General features: G+C 72.8%; 2 protein-coding genes. Both read left to right on the top strand.

Going from position 1 to position 2,091, the window contains the following annotated elements:
* The first annotated feature begins 116 nt into the window (after positions 1 to 116).
* Positions 117 to 1,643: an IS1182 family transposase gene (locus VF468_24440; GenBank protein ID HEX5881438.1), complete on the top strand. Its 1,527-nt coding sequence runs from the start codon at positions 117 to 119 to the stop codon at positions 1,641 to 1,643.
* Between the two features lie 231 nt (positions 1,644 to 1,874).
* Positions 1,875 to 2,091 (top strand): hypothetical protein (locus VF468_24435; protein HEX5881437.1); only part of this gene is annotated, 217 nt, incomplete at its 3' end.

Below are 2,091 nucleotides of genomic sequence, written 5' to 3'. Positions count from 1 at the left end.
CCGCCGACGAGATCCTGGACAGCATCGCCACCTACTGCCAACGAATCAACGACTCGGGACACTAGGAGCCTGCTGAGCAATTCGCGGGTGGTGGCTGGGTCTAGCAGAATGCGGGCATGCAAGGAACCAGTGATCCCACGCGTGTCGAGCTGCTTGATGCCGGGGCGTTGTGCCGGCATCTGGTCCCGGACGGGTCGGTGCATGCCTTCCTGGCCGACCACCGCCAGCAGCTGTTTCCGGACGAGCTGTTCGCCGACCTGTTCGGGTCGGGCCGGGGTCGCCCGTCGGTCCCGGCCGACGTGGTCGCCACCGTCATGGTCCTGCAGGCCCTGGAGGGGTTGAGCGATCGGGACGCCTGCCAGCAGCTGGCCTGCAACATCGCCTGGAAGGTGGCGTGTGGGCTGGCCCTGCCCGATCGGGGGTTCCACCCGAGCGTGTTGACGTTGTGGCGGGCCAGGCTGCGTGGCTCGGACCGGCCCGAGCGGATCTTTGACGCCGTCCGGCAGGTCGTGCAGGCCACGGGGGTGCTCAGGGGGCGGGTCAGGCGGGCGCTGGACTCCACGCTGCTGGATGACGCGGTCGCCACCCAGGACACCGTGACCCAGCTGGTCGCCGCGGTCCGCCGGGTCCGCCGGCTGGTCCCGCCCGCGGCGGCCGTGGCCGTGGCGGCCCATGACTATGACGGTGACCCGGGCAAGCCGGCGTGCGCGTGGGACGACGCCCAGGCCCGCGAGCAGCTGGTGAGCGCGCTGGTCAACGACGCCAGGGCGACCCTGGCCGCGATCGACGGGGCTGAGCTGTCGGGTGAGCAGGCTGAGGCAGCCGGGCTGCTGGCCCTGGTCGCCGGGCAGGATGTCGAGCCGGGCGAGACCGACGGCAGCTGGCGCATCGCCCGCACGGTCAGCCCGGACCGGGTCCTCAGCGTGGTCGACCCGCAGGCCCGGCACATGCACAAGAGCCGCAGCGTCTACCGCGACGGCTACAAGGCCCACCTGGCCGTGGAGCCCGAGACCGGGCTCATCACCGCGGCCGCGCTCACCCCGGCCAGCACGCCGGACGGGCCGACCGGGGTGGGGCTGCTGGCTGGTGAGCCGGCCGGACTGGAAGTGCTGGCCGATTCGGCCTACGGCAGCGGCCAGACCAGGGCGGCGTTGCATGCTGCCGGCCACACCCAGACCATCAAGCCCATCCCGCTACGCCCGGCCGTGCCGGGCGGGTTCACCCGGGACGACTTCCAGCTCGACCTGACCGCGGGCACGGTGACCTGCCCAGCCGGGCAGACCGTGGCCATGACCCCGGCCCGCAAGGCGGTGTTCGGCTGGCGCTGCCGTGGGTGTCCGCTGGCGGCCCGCTGCACCCAGGCCGCCCGCGGGCGGACCCTGGAGCTGCACCCACACGAGGGCGAGCTGCGGGCCGCCCGCCGCCGCGCCACCGATCCCGAGTTCCAGGCCAGCTACCGGCGCTGGCGGCCCATGGTCGAACGCTCCATCGCCTGGCTGGTCGCCGACGGCCACCGGCGGGTCCGCTACCGCGGGGTGACCCGCAACCAGCACGGCCTACAACTGCGGGTGGCCGCGATCAACCTGCGCCGGCTGCTCGCCCTCGGCCTCACCCACAACCAGCAGGGCTGGGCGCTGACCTGACAATGAGCGGGCAATGAGCGGGCTCGGGGTGGCAAGTGAGGGCGACTCATCCGGCATCAGCCATCCAGCGCGGCCGGCTCACACCTCAGCACCGGCACTTCGGATCGGCCATCCCCGAGCCCAGCAGAACCCTACCGCCATACCCCGAAACCCAGAACCCCTTTGCTCAGCAGGCTCCTAGCCGGTGAACAGCGCGCCACGGCCCGGGACATCGCCCGGCTGCACCAGGCGATGTTGGCGCTGTCGGCCGAGCCGCACCTAGCGGCGCTGCGGTCTGCCCTGGTGGCTTGGGCCCGGAGGCTGACCGGTGCCAGCCAAGCCGCCTTGGTGGCGGTGCACGGCGGCGACGCGGTGGTGGACCCGGGCGGATTGGGGCCTGACCTGACTGGCCTGCCCATACAGCAGGCCGCCCGGGTGCCGGAGGCCGTGCTGGTGGGCCGTGACCGCC

Source organism: Actinomycetota bacterium, from assembly GCA_036280995.1.
GTDB lineage: Bacteria > Actinomycetota > CALGFH01 > CALGFH01 > CALGFH01 > CALGFH01.
This window is presented reverse-complemented; position numbering and strand designations above follow the sequence as displayed.